Genomic DNA, 18,421 nt, shown 5'->3' on the forward strand with positions numbered 1-18,421 from the left:
AATTAGGTAATAACTCTGGGGAGGGAATATGATCGGCAAGCTACTAGACCATCGTTACCAAGTAATTCGAGTCCTCGCAATGGGAGGATTTGGTCAAACTTACATTGCCCAAGATACTAGGCGGCCCGGCAATCCCATCTGCGTTGTCAAGCACCTCAAACCCGGAACTGACCCCAGAGTTTTTGATACTGCTAAACGCCTGTTCCACAGCGAAGCCGAAACTTTAGAAAAACTGGGCAATCATGACCAAATACCCAGGCTGCTAGCATATTTTGACGAAAATCAAGAATTTTATTTAGTACAAGAATATATTGAAGGACATACCCTAGCTGAGGAACTTATACCTGGTAAGCGTTGGAGTGAAAGCCAAGTAGTTCAACTGTTACAAGAAGTTCTGGAAATTCTCGAATTTGTCCACCGCCAAGGCGTGATTCACCGCGACATAAAACCAGATAATATCATCCGTCGTGCCTCAGATAATAAGTTAGTTTTAGTGGACTTTGGGGCAGTGAAGCAACTGCGTACACAACTGGTGACAGTGGGCGGACAACCCTCTCCCACAGTAGTTATTGGCACTCCTGGCTATATGCCCACAGAACAAGGGCAAGGTAAACCGCGCCCCAACAGTGATATTTATTCTCTTGGCATCATCGCTATTCAAGCACTAACAGGATTATCAGCAACAGAACTGCAAGAAGACCCAGAAACGGGCGAAATCATTTGGCAGCAATCTGTAATTGTGAACTACCGACTGGCGGCAGTGTTGTCCAAGATGGTACATTATCACTTCAAAGACCGCTACCAAAACGCCACGGAAGCACTGCAAGCATGTAAAGACGCGATTAATCCTGTAGCTGCACTTTCTACACCTCAAGAATCTGCCAAAAATTCTAGTTACCAAGTAGCCAAATCTCAGTCTCAAGTATCTCGGCTGCAAACTGTTGCAGTTGCACCAGCAAATCCTGTCAAACCTGCCCGTCAAGACTCTAGCAAATCTGATCCATGGCCGATATTAATTGGCATATTATTGGCAGGTGGTGCGGCTGCTTTGGTAACAAATGTATATCCAAATGTGAAAAATTTAGCTTCTAATCTTACAGGTAACGATACCGCCTTAGCAAACAAATGCTCGGCTGTTGTCGTCGGAAATTCCAATATCCGTTCTGAACCTAGTTCGATAAATTCTGATAATGTTTTGCAAATAGTTGCCGATAACACCAATTTCGAGGTGACTGGCAAGCGTACAAAACGAGGTTGGGTAGAAGTTAAACTTAAATCTGGCCGTTTGGCTTGGGCCCACTCGGATGTGATAACCAATAATGAAGAATGGGGTTCTTGCCTGCGCGAAAAGGGCATTGCAACTAAGATTGTAGATGATAGTCTCCTGATTGCGACTCGACCGACTCCCAAGCCAAAAGCAAAATCGAGGGATGTAGTAACTCCATTACCAGAAAAATCGAAGCAGTCAACTTCCGACACTGGGAAATCAGATCAATCGCAGCCTAGTGATAACAGTGCCAATATTGTAGAACAAGCAAGACAAAAGTATGAATCAGGAGATATAGTTGGAGCGATCGCACTTTTGAGATCAATTCCGGCAAATGCTGCTTCTAGTATCCAAGAGACACGCAAAATGATTGCCCAGTGGCAGGAAGATTGGGCTAAAGCAGAGATGTTATCTAATGAAATCAACAAAGCAATAGATGATGGTAAATGGGATAAAGTTTTAGATTATAGAAACCATCCAGAAAAGTTGCCTAATACTCAATATTGGCGAAATAGAATAGAGCCATTATTTAAACAAGCAGCTGAAAATCTGGCAAAACAGGCACTAACTAAACTAGAAAATCGAGGTAATCAAAAGACTACCCAACATCAACTTCCCGATACTAACCAATCTGCCACTAAAGAGAGTCCTAATACTACAGAAACTCCTAAAGGCGGTTTATGAAATCAAAGTTTGTTAATTATTATAATGTTTCAGCATCTATTGATAATAAGTAATAGATAATCTTATTAGCTTTACCTATGGATGTTGAACTAATTTGTCTTTTATTGATGTATATTTTCAGCGATTTGAAGGGCTTGTGCTAATAATTGCTCGCTTTTATCTTTTTGTTTTAATTGTGTGTACCCAATAGCGATCGCAGTTATCACTTTAACTTTCTTATCACGGCTTTTAATAGTCTTAGCAACTTCAAGTGCTTGGGATAATACCTGCTCTGCTTTAGCAGATGGTTCTGATTGAGTAGCCTCAACAATTTTAGGCAAAGCTGAGACTTTGACATATTCAGAATCATAAAAAAGCAACTTTTTCATAGAGTCAGACTCTGACGAAAGGAAGGCTTTTTTATAGTCAGACTCAGCATCCTCTTTAAGTAGTTGAAAAGCCTGCTCGTATTGACTCTTTTTTGTGTACTCAACAGCAAGTACACTCAATGCTTCCCTTTTATTGTAAGAGTACTTTGTTTCCTTGATCGCTTACAGGGCTTGCTCATATTGCTCTACTGCTGCACACGTCATAGCAATTTCAGCAAATACATCTAAAGAACCACCAATAATTAAACCATCATGAGTGATATAAGCGTCTTTAAATAATTCATAATTAGGGTAATCCTTTATTGATTTGGCAATCACAATAGATTGGTTGCATTGCCCCAGTTCTGCATAATCAACAGCAATATCAGCTAAATAAAAATTTTTTATGCTATCATATTTTTCCTTTTTAATACTTTGAAGGGCTTGGGCTAACAGCTGTTCTCCCTTAGCCTGTTGTCCTACTTGTGCATACTTAACAGCCACTTTAGCCACTTTAGCCACTTCAGCGTTATTATCTGGATATTGTACATTTTGTGGGGCTTGCGTTAGCAGTTGCAATGCCTTTGCTTTTTGTCCAACTTGTGCATATTTGAGTGCAATTTCAACCATCTCATCACTGGTTTTAGCTTTTTGAAGTGCTTGTACTAATATCTGTTCTGCTTGAGCCTTTTGCCCAGTTTGTGCATACTTAAGTGCAACTTCAGACATTACTATAGATTGAGAAATAATATAATCTTTTCCATTTAAAGACCCACTTGTCACATTTATTGATATTAATTTGGCAACTTGAAGGGCTTTTTCGTATTGCTCCACTTGTACTAGGCGATCAGTAATATGTTTTAACCTAATATCTATGGAACCTATTTCTGCTGTTGGTTCGCGTGAATGAAAAGATTTTGCTATTTCCTGATAAGCTCGTGCAATTTCCTGAAGAGATTTTGCTACTTGAAGTGCTTTGTCGTATTGTCCCATTTCTACATAAATAGTTCCCAACTGCTCCAATAAGTCTTGTGTAATGTTAATATCCTTAGATATTTTGGCAGTTTGAATAGCTGGGGCTAATAACCTCGAGGCTTTATCCTCTTGTCCTAATTTTGCATATCCGACAGCAATTTTAGCTAAAAGTTCTGCCTGGAGTGGTTGCTTACCATTATTTTTCTCATAAATGGCAACCTTATCCACAGGTTGACAAGCTACACCAAATATGATTAGTAATACCGCGTGAGCGCAGGTCGCCGTACTATTACGGAGAAGCAAGCTACGCGTAGCGTCTGGCAGAGAAGACATCGCCAGTTGTTTGAGTTTCATCCGCTTTTTGAGCTTGATTAATCACTCATATACAAAAAAAGCATCTAGGCAGTATTTTAACAGTGTTACCCTGTATATCTCTTACCTAGATGTTTTATCTGATATTTTTTGTTGTTACTGCATTTCGTCGTATTCTGGGGCTTCAACTCGTCTTGCTTCCATCCGCGAAGCAGGTAGAAACTCAGCGCGGCGGACTGGAACCAAAGGCGGTGTATTTCCTTGGTAAGGGTGAATCACTTGTACAGTACGGGCTGGGCGCTGCCGTGGTGAGAATAAAGCTAATACCCCAGCGACGACAACACCACCACCAATAGTGAGAGCCGCACCTCCCACAGCCCAGAGCATGGATGAAGACCACCAAGGATTTTGCGGCTGGAATGCTGCTGCTTTTTGTTGGTTATTCTGCTGGGCTAATTGCCACTGTTGCTGAGTATTGAAATTTTGAACTTGGCCTTGGAGTTGTTGATTTTGCAACTTCAGCTGTTCATTGTCGTTTTTTAAACGCTCCAACTGCATCTGCGTGTTCAGCTTTTCCATCTCTTGGCGCTGGTCAGAAGTAGGAGCAGTCGGTGGCTGACTGGGATACATTGGTTGCCCATAAGGCCCGTAAGGATATATTTGTGGCTGTACTCCCGGCGCTACTACAGTCCCTGGCATTTGCGAAGCAACGGCAAAATTAGGTTGTAGGGGGGTATTTGTCCCTTTGAGCAATACCAGAGCTGCCAGCCCAGCTACGGCGACCCCGCCGATAAACGCCATACTCTCACTCATCGCCTTTGCCCCTCAATTGCGACGTAACTATAACCATTTGTGACTGACTCCCTCTCACACACATAATTTATACCTACTTAGCTTCACATAATACTCAAACTATAAGCGACCGAATCAGCTAGTTTTTTTAGATCATGATATCTGATGTTAATATTCAAAACCATAACGGTCAAATTGTCTACCAAATAAGAAGAGAAAAACTGCGTTGTTATACTTTTTAATCTACTTTCCCCGTCTAATCAAGAGGAGTATTTGTACTGTTGTTAGTGGTCTTGATGGCTGCCTTGAGACTTTGGCAAAATTCGGCGATCGCATTTAGTCCCTGCTCTGGTGTCCCTTCGGCTAACCGTTTGACAACAGCGCTACCCACGATCGCTGCATCTGCGCCCCATTCCCTTACCTGTCGGGCTTGGGCCGCTTCAGAGATGCCAAAGCCGACTCCGATGGGTTTATCAGTAACACTACGAATTTGTTTGAGTAAATCGGACACGCGGATTTCCAGTTGCGATCGCACCCCTGTAACCCCAGTGACGCTGACTAAATAAATAAATCCTTGGGATGAACGAGCGATCGCTTCTATCCGTTGGGCAGAACTGGTGGGAGCTACCAACAAAATGACATCAATTCCCATCTCACTAGCTGGTTGGAGCAAGCCTGCTGCTTCCTCTAAGGGTAAGTCAGGTATTACCAATCCTACGACCCCAGCAGCAGCAATTTGCCCAAGAAATTTTTTAATCCCCCGGTGCAGAATTGAATTGTAATAGATAAATAGAACAATGGGCGATCGCAGTTTAGGAGTAATCCCTTGCAACATTTCCAGCACCTGCTCTAATTTCGTTCCCCTTTGCAGGGCGCGGGTAGCAGCAGCTTGAATTACTGGCCCATCCGCCAGAGGATCGGAGTAGGGTATGCCCAGTTCTATAATGTCGGCTCCACTGCGATCTAGAACCTGCAACGCTTTTGCTGTTGTTTCTAAATCTGGATCGCCAGCAGTAATAAACGGAATCAGAGCGCACTCACGATTCCGTCTAAGGGTTTCAAAGCAATGAGAAATCGCAGTCATTTAAGTGTCAAGAGTCAAAGGTCAAGAGTCAAGAGTCAAAATTGGGACTTTGGACTCTGGACTCATCAATGATAACTTTACACCTGAGATTGCTCTTCTTGTTCTATTTCAGCTTGAATTCGTGCTAGTTCTTCAGGAGTAAGCTCATCTAGCCGCTTTTGCAGAAAGTCTTGCTCATACTGTTCCCGCTGTTGGTGGTAGGTCATTTTTTGTCCCACCGCACGGAAAAAATAGCTGGCTAACCAGCCAACTAACCCACTGATTAGTAAGACTTGGCTCCATATACCAGCTTTCTGATTATCCAAACCGACTAGCTGCAATCCTACATATGCCAAGCCGCCGGCAATAAAAACACCCAAGCCAATTCCAATAGCGTCAATCCGTCGCATGAGAGTTATGACCTACCAATCTTGTTAAACTTCAATTTGTCGCCGTCGGGGTCGAAAATTTACAAACGGCGATAGAACCAACAAACCCGGAAAGAAGAAAAATACCAAAAAGTACATAAAGGTACGCTCGATGGAGGTAGCTACATACCAACGCTGCTTCAGGTACAGCAAGATAACAATCGGGATTACCAGAAGGTAAGCTCCAGCCAAAATCAGATACAGCAGGGCGACAATCATAACTTTCAAGTCTTAAGCTTCTGTTTTCCATCATAGGCTGAAGAGCCAGACTGAGGAAAGTAGAGTCATGACGCTTTCAACATAAACTACGCCAGAATTCCTCGTCTATGTCCAGATTAGACTGATAAAAGGTAGTATTATGCTGTAATCGTAAATCCACTAGCAAACGAATGCTCTAGTCAGACAAGAAAGAAAACTCATCCAGATTGATTCCGAGGAAACAAGGAAGATTTCCAACTCTGGAACACAATCGCCCTATCTGGAAAAAATATTTTCAATCTAGTTGGACAAAAAACACAATTGATGGTGGAATAGATGAGGAGGTATTTACTGCCCCCACCAAATAACTAGTTATACTAGTTGCCAAACACCTGCGGGGGTGTGGCGGAATGGTAGACGCTACGGACTTAGATAACTGAGCCTTGAAGGAGAAATCCCTCAAGTGGAAGCTCTCAAACTCAGGGAAACCTAAATCTGGTTACAGACATGGCAATCCTGAGCCAAGCCCAAAAATTTTAGATTTGCGATTTTAGATTTGCGATTAATCTTCAATCCAAAATTCAAAATCGTTCGACTGAGCGAACGCAAGGGCGTCTCTAAGAGTTGCCGAAATCTAAAATCCAAAATTGAGGGAAGGTGCAGAGACCCGACGGGAGCTACCCTAACGTTAAGTCGAGGGTAAAGGGAGAGTCCAATTCTCAAAATCTGATCTGGCTATTGTCATCAGGTAGCAGTGAAAACTGCGGGAGAATGAAAATCCGTTGACCGTAAAAGGTCGTGTGGGTTCAAGTCCCTCCACCCCCATTAAAAATTTAAAATGCCAAAAGACTCCTATTGTGACTTTACCCATAACTTTGCCGCAACGGCAAGCTTATGCTTCCAATGAAGGGCGGCAAGGTTATGCGTCCAAACCAATTTCTCTTCTTGCGGCTTTAAAGGCAATGCGAACCTCATTGTCACGAAAACTCCAGGTTTAGTCAATAGCTGTGAAATAGCTGCTTCACTAGGATAAATACCTTCAGAGTGAAATTGCTGAACAGCCTGTTTTACCTCCTCGCAGCACTGTTCGATTCGCCTGATGCGAGATTCTTTTATATACTTAACGTACTCGGATGAAATCGCTCGGCATAGCTCTGGGAAATGCCTGTAAAGAATTCGCTTAGGATACCCAAGGCGTTTCGCTACTGCTGTCATAGGTAGCGGTTGTTCATTCGCTTGAAGCAAATTTTCAAGTAACTGTTGAGTGCGATCGCTATCGAACTTTACTTCAAGCTTTTTTGTACTGCTATTTCCCACTTGGTTTTGAGGCATAGTAGGAAATTGACTAGAATTCTTCTTAAGAGTCTCTTGAGTTAAAAAATCCAGCACAAATACCTGAAGAGTAAAACAGATTTTTAAAATTACATTCAGTTCTGGCAAGACTTTTCCCATCTGCCACATCCAAACCTTGTTTTTGGGAATTTCGAGCATACGGGCAAAAGCAGCTGTGTTTCCTTCAGTAAATTGGTTTACGTACCTACAGAACGCTTGAGCAACTATTTCCCTTTGCAAAGGTTTTGGTAGGTGAGGGGTATTAGCAAGTAATTCTCCAATGGTTTTAATAACCCACGTTTGCCAAATAATCTCTTCCTTGCTCGGTGGAATTTGATCAGAAGACGGGTAATTAGCAGTAACGCCAAGCCATTCTAAGCAATAAGGGCAATAACCTGGTCTCGAATTAAGAAGCAAGAGGAGGAAGCTCTCGTTTGCAATGAGGACATTGCTGGGATAAGGACTGATTGTGCCAATGACAAAGTGTAACTGCCTCAAAAAACCAAATTAAGGGTTCGTAAATTACTTTGTCTTTCAAGGAATACCACTCCTCATAACAGTAGGGACACCAAGCTCGTCTAGCACGAAGTAATCTCCTTTGGGGAAAGATATCAGCCCATGTTAATAGTGTGAGAAAGCGCAAATCACTACGTAGAGTCAATGACTCTAGGACTGTGACTAAATCAAGAGCCATCGTACCTACTCCATTGAGTGCCCCAGTCAAGCTTCGCATTTCAAACAGATTTGTAGTTTTGTAAGTCTTGGGTATAAAGGACACGAGTTCTCTAGATATTAAAGCTTTTGGGGTTACACAATGAGCTTCTGCTAGTCGAGATATATAACCAGTTAAGCTTTCCACTAATGGAGTACCAATACCAATAGGATCTAAGCGATACAACCGACTGCGAGATGGAATAGCAACCTTTCTTAAATTCCAAGATTCGTATGTTTCTAATACACTAGCTAACATCTTGCTGCACTCCGATGGGATCTCTTTTAGGTTTGCGTTTGCCAACCTCTCCTGGCGGACAAGTAGTTTTTGGGGTTTCTTCTGGTAGCGCGATTGGTTTTGTTCCAAGTCCTAATGCAGAGCGTAAGTTTTGTACATCTGTTTCTGTTTCAGATAATTGTCGTTCGCCCTCTTGAATTTCCTTGAACATTCTCTGACACTGAGCAACCGACCAAGCACGTTTTTGTAAGTCTTTTAGAGTCACGGTTGTTGTTTCTCGATCCAGAGCATCTTTAAGAGGGCGTGTTAGCCAATTTTTCAGTATGCCAACACATCCTAAAGTACGTTCATAAAAATATTCCCAATGAGTAACTAAATCTGGAGGCTCTGCAAGTGGCATCTGCTGTTGGAAAGTCAACAATACACTTTTAAAAGCCTGTACGTCTTCTGGGGTGTCAGCACAATAACGGCGGAAATGAATATCGACGCTACGGCGTGAGAGTTGACCACTTAAATTACGGAATGTTAGTAATTCGTATGTTCCTAACAGACAATGCAAGATGCCTGTCATATTTGCCACAGATTTGAGGCAGTCTAATTGATCTTGTAGCTTGTATCCGCTTGCCATCTTGCCAAAATGTTGTGCTTCATCTACAAAAAATACGTCTGGATGACGATGGATGAGAGCATTTTCTAAAGCTCTGCGTAAAGCAGGTGCAACTACTTTTGACTCAACATTAATTTTTCCAAAATTATCACGAGAGATACCACGCACACCGTAATCAAACTTGTGATCGATTAAGGGTTCCTCTAAGGCGATTAAGGCGCGTGTGTAGTAATCTTTCCAGTTGAAGTTTCTCGATTCTGGGGCTACAGCTTCAACACCAACAACAGGAACACGACTGCGATCGCTTTCCAGTTTAGGTAATGCTAGTTCTGTTAATTTTTGCTCAACGCGGAGTCGCAAAGTTGTTTTACCGATACCGCTAGGGCCATAAACAAAGATATTCATAAAGTAAGCCAAGTGTCCATACAGCTTTATTTTTAGGGTTAACTGACTTGGTGACTTGGCGGACGTTACGAGTTATTTGTGTATTACCAAGTAAGTTATGGACAAATTGAGTATTGGAAGTTCCAAATAGGCGTTCGCAAACCGAACCAAAACGAGCTTTGGCTGGGGGTCTTTGCTTTTTTGTACATTCAAAAGTAGCTAGTAGTGTTTCAAAATAAAGGCTGTGAAACTTTGCATCATTATCTACCACTACAATTTGGGGAAGCCTACCGTGACGCTTGACACAAATTCTTAGCACCATTAAGCAAGAACGATATGAGGGTGAGTCAAACGTTAGGTAAACTGCCAGTAATCGCCGTGAGTAAGCATCTACGAGAAATGTTGCCCAAGGTCTGCCAAGATTGCGACCTGTACGAGAGCAAACTAGCTCTACATCTAACTGAGTATGATCTATATGTCCAATTTCAAAGGGGCGATCGCCGTGTCTTGGGGTAGTTATAGTAAGCTCCCAATAGAAGGATTCATGCTGGTAAGCGGCACGATGACCTTGGCGTTTTTTAGTCTGTTCGTAACCAGTACGGCGTTTTACTTCTTTGGTAAATGCTTTATAGCTTGGAGCAATTACACCAGATTGTTCGCAAGCTTGAACTAAAGCCCCGTAAACCTCCCACATTCTTTTTTGTTTATGAGTTTCATAGTCTTCTAAAATAAACTTCTCCATAACTGCTAAGGTGTCTTCGGGCAGTTTGCGCTGACGATTACCTTTGACACTGCGATGGGACAAAAGCCCAATGTAGCCGCAACCGTATTTTTGAAGTGCAGTTAGATATTTAGCTTTCCAGTCACGAATAGTACGGGCTGGTATTGTTTCGTTTTCTGGGGGATGTCCGTTTAAGTAAGGTTCGATAGTTTTGTAGCGTTCAAGAGCTTCTGCTTGGTCTTCAGGACTAGCTTGATAAAATCGCAGCCAAGATTCTGTGCTAATAGCTGTTTTTTCTGGTGTTTGGAGACTTGTGATTTTTCCTTGGCGAACCAGATTCTCAAATATAGCTTTTTTGAGTTCAATTAACTGATTATTTTCTGCGCCAAGTATAACCTCTGTTTCTCCAACATGGATGATATTTAAACCTTTGCCGTCCCAACTAACAGTCGTTCCAGTAATAATATTGACTACAGGAGAGATAGCCGGAAGACTTACACTTGGCTGTTCAACCATTAATCTATAAGCACTAGCAGTTTGTTCATCACGGAAGATTAGACATCTTTCTGGTTCAGCAAGTGCTGTAGCATTTAAATCAATATAGATTTGCTCTTGAGCAATTAAGGTGTAGATATCGTCAGATTTAGCTCCTGTTGACTGATCGAGTAATTCGGCTAAAGTGATTCCCGGCTGCGATGAAACAATTGCAAGTAGTGATTGAGCGATCGCTTCTTCCACTGCTAGGGATTCGGCTCGGTAATAATCTTCTAAAAATTGCAGATTACGTTGCACAACCCAATTGATTTCGCGATCGCAACGGATGCGGTAATAAAGCCCAAACTGGCTAGCATAGACTTCTCCTGGCGGACAATGCCATTGATTATCTTCTTGAGAGTAAAAGTAAGGATTGGGGTTTTTCTCTGCTAGTTTTTTCAACTCCTGCTCAGTTTTACACTCTTCCCAACCAGCCGAATTGCTTCGGATGATAAAGAAATCTGGGGTGTGTAAAACGCCTAATCTACGTCCGTTACTTGCTTGATAGTCAAGTTTAATTTGTAGTGGTTGATCGTAGAATTCTAGAACATCTTCATCGTGTTCTAACTGATAGATAATTGGCAGTTCAACCCGATGAGACTCAAATTGAATTGGGAGATATCGCACGAACCTGAAAACGGCGACCGTACAGGAAAACCAGAGGCTGATCCAAAGCTTAGGGACGATCGCACCAATTAGAAAACGGCGACCGCACTGCAAAACCAGAAACTTATCCAAAGTGTGGGGGTGCGATCTTTCAATTCATGCTGGCTAGGCATCGTACCTTAGTAAACAACCTAGTTTCTACAGCAATAACTTTCACTTGCAAAGCTCAAATTAGACTTACAATATCTTACGAGAACGAATAAGATGTTCTCGGAGATAATATGCTCTTGATGAAGCAGTTTCGACAATTGCATTGAGCAGCACTAAACATGACTCATGCAAATTTCTTGACAAAGATCCAGGTTGATCAAGCTGTAGAAAATACTGAATAGCTCTTTCCAAGTAGAATGCAGTATTCACCCCTGAAAATAAACGAGTTCCGCCTTGTTCTCTTTGATGCCTTGAGAGAATATGTACCCCTGGTTCAAAGAAAATTGAGCGAAAGTGATACATGAGTGACGCTAATCCTTCAAACACATCTGGATTTTTTCCAGCATTTTTGAAGAATTCAAGCAGCAATTCTTTCCCAAGTACAATATCTTGATTTTCATAATCAACTTTTTGCCAGGGCGTATCAGCGTCTAACATGTTACGAATTAACTTTCGCCTACTATCCTGATGCCTAGATCTAGATTCACTGTCAGCAAGCCCAGTAGCTAACTCTTGCACTTTCTGCGATAATTCTTTCCATAGTTGCCAGTAAACTTCTTTCTTATTTGCTCTTTCAGCAATCAAAGCGACTTGTAGAATCAAATAATCCATGAAATCGGGTGCTATGTTACAACCCTCCACCAAATGTTCAATATAAGGTTGAAAGCTAGAATCGTGCAAATAAAATATATATCTAGCGAACCTTTGCGAGAAGCTAAGTCGAATTTTATAGTTGATTTCGATTTCTAGTTCCTTATCTGTTCTAGAATTATGAGTGTGTTCCTGCTGCTCAGATTCAAAGAAGAGAGTTAGCATATTCGATAGCAACTTGATATGGCTATGTTCTCTTGATCCATCTGGTATCATCAAGCATGGGCTTAAAAGATACCAAGGGCTATGAGTTTGAAGCGTAATTTGTTCAATCTCACTTAGAATCTTACTATGTGCAAATTGATCGCGGAATTCATCTTTTCTTTCTCGTAGCTTAGTAATCTCAGTCTCCCTATCAGTACCCTCTAGGTGATATATTCGTCTTTCGGCTAATTGATTACTTTGCTCATGCTCAAAACGAGCATACTCAAGTGCTCCAATAATGCATTTCTGTGCGAACTCAGGATCTCTGTGCCAGAGATAATTTCTGATACCCTCCGCTGCTTTATGCCGAACATTTTCATTAACGTGTGTTAACGCAATAGCAATTAATTTTTTAACGAGAAACTTTTCATTCTCCTCAAGAGCAAAATCCAATAAAATTGGAAGAATAGATGCCGCAGCAGATGCACCGTCATGATCCGTCGCATCTACAATTGCAGTTGTATTGTCTGAATCTGCATTTGCTGTAACTGCTTGAGTTATCAATTGAGCACACCACAAAACATCTTCTTCATTCAGTTCACTTGAATAGTCTCGAATAAAAATAGCAGCAGCAGTGACAACAGCACCCAAATACATTGCTGCTAGATCATCAACAGCACCAGACTTGAGTTCTTCAAATAACTCTTTTGCTTCAGAAAGAGCTTCATGCCACGTTACATAGTATTCATTCTCTAGCGGTTCGTATTTAAAGATTTTTGTTGCCCAAACATAGAGCGCAGAGAAGCGGCTTTGTACCCGAAACCTTTTTTGAGTTTGCTGCTGAATATCCCTCAGATCAGGTTCCAAATCTTCAGGCTCAAAAATAATTCTGTTATTCTCTTTATCCTCTATAGGTTGCCAACCACGACTATCAATCCTATGTAAGAGAAACCGTGTCGTTTCATCCTGAGACTCAGATGCATGGATCAAATCAATAGCGGCAAGTGCTTCATCTCTCCACTCGGAAAACTGAAGGCGTACAATCAACGTCTCTAAATGTTCTGTCCGCCACGGGCGCAGAGCAGCAGCACGTCTCTCTTCAGAATAAATTTCGGACAGTGTATCTCTTTGAAAGCCAGAATGCCAATTAATTTCATTGCCACCTCGTTCATGAACAATCCGACTCCGATCCATGTGATACAACTCAGCAGTTCGTAGAAGTGGCAGCGCAGATTTTCCAACTTTTGCAGGAAAACCTGTTGCTACAGAAGCCAAAACTGCTGTAGGCATGACAGAATTACTATTTCGTAAAATGTAGTCGAATAGCCACTCTAATTGCCCTGATTCAGAATACTCTGTATATACGATTAACCAGTTCTCAAGCGCCATAAGAGCAGACTGCAATAAATAAGGAATTACAGAATGTCCACGATATGCAGCCCACAGGCGACCAGAGTAATGCTGCTGAATTTTTGTCCCATCATTTAACTGGATAGTCAACGGTTCAAATACTGGCTTTGAAGGATCGCGTTGTGTCGATGAGTAGCGGTCTGGTGCATCTAAGTCAGAATAAGCATATTCTTCTGCTGCAATATTAAGTAGTTCCAAAATGAAGTCTAAGCCTTTTCTTGGATGGAAACGTAAAAGGTGTTGGAATGGACCTTTAGCCCCACTGGCAGGAAAAAACTCATACCGATGTTCGTGGAGGCGGAAGTAATGATTCACTCCTATGGTGCTACTGTACCGATAACTACGCCCTTTGTTAGATTCCCTAATTAACCACTCAAAATGTGCCAGTTTAATTAGTGTATCTGGATCATATTTACAAAAGAAAGCGGCTTCAATCCCCTGAAAAACCATTGTACAGAACTCTTCAACATAATGTGGTCGGCGCGATCGCTGACCAGTTGTATTCGCAAAAACATCAGCTTCTAAAAGTTCCGAAAATTCTTCGTGTATTGCTGGAATAGTTTTTATAATGATGCTGAGTAGTTTTTTTCTGTCACCATTATCTCTGTATGATTCCTTGAGAGGAGCTAACAGGTGAAGAGTTAATAATCCTGCTTCACGGGCTGATAATGGTAAATCTTCATTTAGATTTAATAGAGAAGACCAATTATTTAGGACTGCTGTTACATGCGGTGTTAAATCCCCAAATAAAGAGTCTCTGTTTTCAAATAGAAAACAAATCATGGCTTTCCAGCCTTGACCATAGGGTTTAAGAATCAGAGCATCGACTAAAGAGCTATCATCACTTTGTTTGAGTTTGGGAGTGAATGTTTGATCTGGCGTTTGGCAAGCTATTCGCAGAATGAAACAAAAACGTTTCAGAAGTTTTCCATCGTCTAAAAAAAGCTTATCTTTTAAAGAACTGAGGAATTCGTCTGGATTATCGCCTTGAAGCACCGCAGCAATAGTCTCATCCTGCCAATAGCTCTGGATATCTTGACTAGTAAGAACACAGCGCACAAAATCATCAACATTCTCGCCGCACCTTAACTTTTGATGAAGCCACAAGCGAAATGCACGGTTTATTGCAGGTTCATGACCGATTGCATCAAGGAAATCTTGTATTCTACCTGAATACCTTCGATAAGCATCCTCAATATATTGGTCAAGTGCCCAGTCCTCTAGAACATCATGCGATGGACTAACAAGATTATTCGTGGAATCGCGACGAACTAAGTTATCTTCTTCGAGCTTGAATATAGCATCACCATCAAACTCAGCTTCAGAAACTCCATAGACCATTTTCTTGGCTCGACTGACTGCGATGTTGATGAAGGCTTGCTTTCGCTTAAGCGGCATTCCATTTGCTCGCTCTTGTTCTTTTGCAATTACATTTCGCCAGACTGCAATGCGGAACTCCTTTTCACCATCCTGAGACGTAAATTCCGTTCCAGTCTGAAGAACCCTACATGCTAAATCCGCAAAAAACGGAGATTTTAGCAACGGTTTCAAATTCAGATTGTCAGAAATTTTTTGCAAGGGTTCAAGTCGTTCACATAGATTCTGAACTTGATCATTACTAAACCCGTTTAATGTAAGTGTTTTAAAGTTAACTCCAAAAGGCTGAAGATAGTTAAATGTTATTTGTTGATACGCATAGTCACGACCAGTAGCAATCACAGTCCAACCTTGATGCTTGCTCAGTAAATGAAGCAAGTCTGTAAACGCTGTTGTTTTCTCTAACTCAAGAAGCTTTTCAAGCGACTCGATGATTAAGTATTTTTTGGGCATTAAAGCGAAACCCGCTTCTAAGTTATGAAGTGAACTTCTTAAGCCCATTGCTGAAAAAACATTATCAAGATGGGACTGTTCTAAATCCTCAGTGCGTAGACAGAATATAGGAACACTTTTACTGATATAGTCTAAAAACTCTCGTATCAAGCTAGATTTTCCAGAACCACGCTTTCCGGAAACAAAAACGAAGCTAGAGGTTTCAGTCAAGTTGAGTAGTTCAGAAAAAACATCTGGTTGCTCAACATGGATTTCACCAACAGTAGTCCTTATACCACCTAAAATGTAATCGCCATGCTCCTTGAGTTTTTTGACATCTGATGACCAACCGGAGGAACTAACAGTACTAAATGCAGTTCGGATGTCTTCTGGCAAAGTCTCTAAAGTGAGAGTTCCTGCATTTTGATTAGCAACTTGAACAGCATCAACGACTCTCGTCCACAAAAACGATGCAGATTCACTTGAATACTGAGCAATTAGAGAATGAAGTAAAGATAATGTACTTCCTGATTCTGTATCCAAATCATAGCCAATGAAATGAAAGACTTTTAATAACTCCCATAACTGCCTGTCAGAAACATCAGTTTCACCATTAGCCATCTTCAAATGCGTCTTGAACGCTTCCAACTTTTTCCTTTTTGCATCACTACTAAAGTTGGAAGTTTTAATTTTGATAAAAAATTCTTCTTCATTTTCAGCATATCTTGCCCACTCTAAAATAGGTCGCACATCGTTTATGTCAGTTGCGCTTAGAGGACCTGTTATAAGAGCGAGAGCATCGGTATTAGGATTGAAATTTTCGTCATTGAAATCGTTCCAGGTACTTTGAATTACTTCAGCAAAAGTTGTATCTCTTGCCGTGATGCTAATGTCATGCTTGATTTGAGCCAGTAGCCTTGCTTCTTTCTCTGTTTCTGGCTGTTTAGCAAACACAATGAAATCATCAGTATTAAAGCCAGCATAATGCCCTTGCAGCTTAATTTTTATAATTGGAAAAGGTGGTAAGCAGGGTGCAAGCCGACCAGACAGCATAAGAACAGTAAAGGCTGCTTGAATCCGTGTTTCAAAATTTACTCCACCACCCCCCGTAGAAAAGGGGTTACTTTGCTGTTTTGCTGGCTCTGGCATTTATCTTCAGTGCTTCAGTCTTCTTTAGATTAACCTCTTTATCTTAGCCTTTCACCTCATCGATCACCCTCAAGAACTAAATTTCAGAGATTTCTGCCTTAAAACATTATCGAGAACACACCAGTGCCGATAAACTTTCCCAAAAAAGGCAAGCACCTTTTTGCCTTGCCTCAATTACCATATCCCTTACCGTGTAAACCTTCCTGCCATTCTTTTACCCTAAATTCCCTTTCCCATAAAAGATACTTGTCAAATTGGAGATTGAATCATCGTCCACGCCAAATCAGGAGGTGATAATCTATCCATTTCCTCAATCCGATACCTCAAAAATCGGGTATTTCTTGACCCCACATGATCAACCCAATAAGGTAAGGTTAACCTGCCTCGATTATCCCTAATCGTCCACTGTCTCACCCCCTCTAGATAATCTTCCGAGACAAGTTTGATCCTTTTAATCGAACTGGTAACTTTCTCCCAAAAATAAACAACCAAACCGTCTTACTAGCTCAGGATGGTCAAACGCTAACTGTATCCTCTCCCTTAAACTTGGTTGTATCTTCTCCCCGTCAGAACGAACCCAAATCAAACACTTCAGATTAGACAAAATTTCTTGATAACAGGGAATAATATTCTCTAAATGGCTAAAATCAGCATTCTTAAACCGTCTCATTTGACGCAAAATTTGCGACTTTTTGGGGCTAGATAACATCGCGATCGCCAATTCTACCCCACAGTGGCGATAGACATCCGTTTCCCCTACCAAAGACAACAACATCCCATACACTGTCGCTGGAGGAGGAACAGGATAGGTTTTTCCCATTTCCCTTGCATGGGACTCCCGAAAAGTCGTAAATGGAACATCCAAATAGAGAATTAATGGTGCAATCATTTTGATTATTCTATGCCCAAATCTCTTTTAATGACTGTTTTCAAAGCTTCAATCAGTTAATTTCGATTATGATAAATATGCGCCTTATTAAAAGGGGAATTATCAAAATTATCCAATTGTTGTAACTCCTTAACAATTGTTCCCCTAATCCACAATTTACTAGGGTCAATCTGTCCGCATTCCACTTCATCTATAAACTCTTTTGTAAGTTTTGCTTCCTTACTCTTAGGATCGCAATATTCAAAGCAATAGGAAATATATGAAGCAAAATGATTTGTCCATTGAAGTACCAAACTATCGGGACAGAAAGGATAATGAAAAATATTACTACTCCCTCCTACCTTGGGCAGATTCATAATCCCATCTATCAAAGGTAAAATCCGCGAAAAATCTTTGAGATGAGTGGCATTAATTCCAAAAGAATATTGATATCTAGTTGCATGATATTCTGTAAAATGAAGCGATGTACTATCCTTTTCTCTGCCACTTTTTGCCCCTAACTTGACTGCACCATCATAAGGCGTTAGCGAAACAGCCATATTCATCCCTAAAGCACCCATCCGCTGATTGGGAGTGCTGAGTTTTGTTTGTTTCTTTTTTCTCTTTGTTGTTGAAATCTCCTCCTCTGTTTCAGCAGACTCTAATAAAGCAAACCCAAAAATATCATCATCATAAAATTGTTCTGGATCGAAATCTTGACTTGTTAACCGATTAATATGTTCGTCCTCATCCCAAACTCGATTAACTAAATAATCTTGCTTTTGAAGATAAAAACGTAACGCCCAACGAATCGCACTTGAACCTACAAAAGAATGAATTCTACTATTCCAATAGCCTTTTTGCAGAGTAGTCTTATTTCCTCGTCTAATACCAAGTTGCCAAAGATAGTATTGTTACATTCAGTTATATTGAACAGAGCCAAGAAAATCCGACTTCTCCCTTAACAGTTAGGGGGTTATT

At 41.1% G+C, this 18,421-nt stretch carries 14 protein-coding genes; 1 reads left to right on the forward strand and 13 read right to left on the reverse strand.

Annotation, left to right across the window (positions count from 1 at the left end):
- Positions 1-28: 28 nt before the first annotated feature.
- Positions 29-1,951, forward strand: coding sequence for a serine/threonine protein kinase (locus V7K40_RS22795; protein WP_334963712.1), 1,923 nt, complete (start codon positions 29-31; stop codon positions 1,949-1,951).
- A gap of 101 nt (positions 1,952-2,052) precedes the next feature.
- Here the strand turns inward: V7K40_RS22795 and V7K40_RS22800 are convergent, their stop codons facing one another.
- The 13 genes from V7K40_RS22800 to V7K40_RS22860 all read right to left on the reverse strand — a co-directional run bounded on the left by V7K40_RS22800 (position 2,053) and on the right by V7K40_RS22860 (position 18,000).
- A complete protein-coding gene (locus tag V7K40_RS22800; protein ID WP_334963713.1) occupies positions 2,053-2,439 on the reverse strand; it encodes a hypothetical protein in 387 nt (128 codons plus the stop codon).
- A 42-nt stretch (positions 2,440-2,481) separates the two neighbouring features.
- On the reverse strand, positions 2,482-3,627 hold the full coding sequence (locus V7K40_RS22805) for a hypothetical protein (protein WP_334963715.1): 1,146 nt from the start codon (positions 3,625-3,627) through the stop codon (positions 2,482-2,484).
- 114 nt (positions 3,628-3,741) lie between these two features.
- Positions 3,742-4,398: a heterocyst differentiation related protein gene (locus V7K40_RS22810; protein WP_334963717.1), complete on the reverse strand. Its 657-nt coding sequence runs from the start codon at positions 4,396-4,398 to the stop codon at positions 3,742-3,744.
- Positions 4,399-4,633: 235 nt separating this feature from the next.
- The gene (trpA, locus tag V7K40_RS22815) at positions 4,634-5,461 is read right to left on the reverse strand and encodes a tryptophan synthase subunit alpha (protein WP_334963719.1); all 828 of its coding nucleotides are present in this window, start codon (positions 5,459-5,461) and stop codon (positions 4,634-4,636) included.
- Between the two features lie 77 nt (positions 5,462-5,538).
- Entirely contained in the window at positions 5,539-5,850 is a 312-nt protein-coding gene (locus V7K40_RS22820; protein WP_334963721.1) for a DUF3007 family protein, read from the reverse strand.
- Positions 5,851-5,874: 24 nt separating this feature from the next.
- Positions 5,875-6,087, reverse strand: coding sequence for an NAD(P)H-quinone oxidoreductase subunit L (gene ndhL, locus V7K40_RS22825; RefSeq protein ID WP_334963741.1), 213 nt, complete (start codon positions 6,085-6,087; stop codon positions 5,875-5,877).
- Between the two features lie 831 nt (positions 6,088-6,918).
- The gene (locus V7K40_RS22830) at positions 6,919-7,815 is read right to left on the reverse strand and encodes a TetR/AcrR family transcriptional regulator (RefSeq protein WP_334963723.1); all 897 of its coding nucleotides are present in this window, start codon (positions 7,813-7,815) and stop codon (positions 6,919-6,921) included.
- On the reverse strand, positions 7,805-8,368 hold the full coding sequence (locus tag V7K40_RS22835; protein ID WP_334963725.1) for a TniQ family protein: 564 nt from the start codon (positions 8,366-8,368) through the stop codon (positions 7,805-7,807). The genes V7K40_RS22830 and V7K40_RS22835 overlap by 11 nt, the downstream gene beginning before the upstream one ends.
- On the reverse strand, positions 8,358-9,359 hold the full coding sequence (locus V7K40_RS22840; RefSeq protein ID WP_334963727.1) for an AAA family ATPase: 1,002 nt from the start codon (positions 9,357-9,359) through the stop codon (positions 8,358-8,360). Before V7K40_RS22840 ends, V7K40_RS22835 begins: the two co-directional genes overlap by 11 nt.
- Complete coding sequence (locus V7K40_RS22845; protein ID WP_334963729.1) at positions 9,334-11,331, reverse strand: TnsA endonuclease N-terminal domain-containing protein; 1,998 nt, start codon at positions 11,329-11,331, stop codon at positions 9,334-9,336. Before V7K40_RS22845 ends, V7K40_RS22840 begins: the two co-directional genes overlap by 26 nt.
- Before the next feature lie 105 nt (positions 11,332-11,436).
- Complete coding sequence (locus tag V7K40_RS22850; RefSeq protein ID WP_334963731.1) at positions 11,437-16,572, reverse strand: ATP-binding protein; 5,136 nt, start codon at positions 16,570-16,572, stop codon at positions 11,437-11,439.
- A gap of 451 nt (positions 16,573-17,023) precedes the next feature.
- Positions 17,024-17,461, reverse strand: a complete 438-nt coding sequence (gene cas5, locus V7K40_RS22855) for a CRISPR-associated protein Cas5 (RefSeq protein ID WP_334963733.1) — start codon at positions 17,459-17,461, stop codon at positions 17,024-17,026.
- 56 nt (positions 17,462-17,517) lie between these two features.
- Positions 17,518-18,000, reverse strand: a complete 483-nt coding sequence (locus tag V7K40_RS22860; protein ID WP_334963735.1) for a hypothetical protein — start codon at positions 17,998-18,000, stop codon at positions 17,518-17,520.
- Between the last annotated feature and the right edge of the window lie 421 nt (positions 18,001-18,421).

It is taken from the genome of Nostoc sp. (assembly GCF_036917195.1).
Classification (GTDB): Bacteria; Cyanobacteriota; Cyanobacteriia; order Cyanobacteriales; family Nostocaceae; genus Nostoc.

Bases quoted from the DNA above. Each gene is read 5' to 3' on its own strand.
- V7K40_RS22795 (WP_334963712.1), top strand. From the start codon at position 29: ATGATCGGCAAGCTACTAGACCATCGTTACCAAGTAATTCGAGTCCTC.
- V7K40_RS22805 (WP_334963715.1), bottom strand. From the start codon at position 3,627: ATGAAACTCAAACAACTGGCGATGTCTTCTCTGCCAGACGCTACGCGT.
- V7K40_RS22810 (WP_334963717.1), bottom strand. From the start codon at position 4,398: ATGAGTGAGAGTATGGCGTTTATCGGCGGGGTCGCCGTAGCTGGGCTG.
- trpA (WP_334963719.1), bottom strand. From the start codon at position 5,461: ATGACTGCGATTTCTCATTGCTTTGAAACCCTTAGACGGAATCGTGAG.
- V7K40_RS22820 (WP_334963721.1), bottom strand. From the start codon at position 5,850: ATGCGACGGATTGACGCTATTGGAATTGGCTTGGGTGTTTTTATTGCC.
- ndhL (WP_334963741.1), bottom strand. From the start codon at position 6,087: ATGATTGTCGCCCTGCTGTATCTGATTTTGGCTGGAGCTTACCTTCTG.
- V7K40_RS22835 (WP_334963725.1), bottom strand. From the start codon at position 8,368: ATGTTAGCTAGTGTATTAGAAACATACGAATCTTGGAATTTAAGAAAG.
- V7K40_RS22840 (WP_334963727.1), bottom strand. From the start codon at position 9,359: ATGAATATCTTTGTTTATGGCCCTAGCGGTATCGGTAAAACAACTTTG.
- V7K40_RS22850 (WP_334963731.1), bottom strand. From the start codon at position 16,572: ATGCCAGAGCCAGCAAAACAGCAAAGTAACCCCTTTTCTACGGGGGGT.
- cas5 (WP_334963733.1), bottom strand. From the start codon at position 17,461: ATGATTGCACCATTAATTCTCTATTTGGATGTTCCATTTACGACTTTT.
- V7K40_RS22860 (WP_334963735.1), bottom strand. From the start codon at position 18,000: ATGGCTGTTTCGCTAACGCCTTATGATGGTGCAGTCAAGTTAGGGGCA.